Annotated in this window: 1 protein-coding gene; it reads right to left on the reverse strand. The window is 59.3% G+C overall.

The annotated features are described in order from the left end of the window. Positions 1–219 precede the first annotated feature (219 nt). On the reverse strand, positions 220–575 hold a 356-nt coding region (locus tag FN369_RS09960), incomplete at its 5' end, for a hypothetical protein (protein WP_218580043.1).

Raw genomic sequence — 575 nt, forward strand, 5'->3', positions numbered from 1 at the left:
GAGTCTGGAGCTTTTCGACCAGCGCTTGCTCCTGGGAGCTCCGAGCCGCCGAAGGGCTCTGCTCCGGGTTCCCTTCGGCAATCCCAACCGCTCCCAACCAGAACGTGAGGAGGATCCCAACAACATGCTCCATCCCGATCGCTTCCATGGTTTGGCATCGTCCCGCCGCCCGTGGACTTTGGCCCAGGAACCGGGGCCAATCCACGATCCCTTCCCTGCTCAATAGCCCGCCTCGGCGCTCCACCTCTCCGCAACCGCATCCAGCGCCTGCTCCATCTTCTTGTCCTTTAAGGTCGCTGCGAGCACATCGAGCGGCGTGTATAGAAACAGGCCACCGGTATTACTAGGACTACCCTTGCCACTACGCTCAAACTCGGAAAAAGCCGGATAGGCGTTCGGTCCCTCGACAAACTCGGCGATCTCTTCCCAAAACCAGCTCGGCATCGCCGAAAGATCCCAGACGTAAAATGGATCATCTGGATTCTTCGGGTTCGGGTGTAGGTTCCGCGATAGATACACAAGCTCCGCCAAAAATTCGGTCGCCGACCAGCGGCCGGCCAGGAAGCTCCGAAACT

It is taken from the genome of Methylacidimicrobium cyclopophantes (genome assembly GCF_902143385.2).
In the GTDB taxonomy this organism is placed as follows: Bacteria; Verrucomicrobiota; Verrucomicrobiia; order Methylacidiphilales; family Methylacidiphilaceae; genus Methylacidimicrobium; species Methylacidimicrobium cyclopophantes.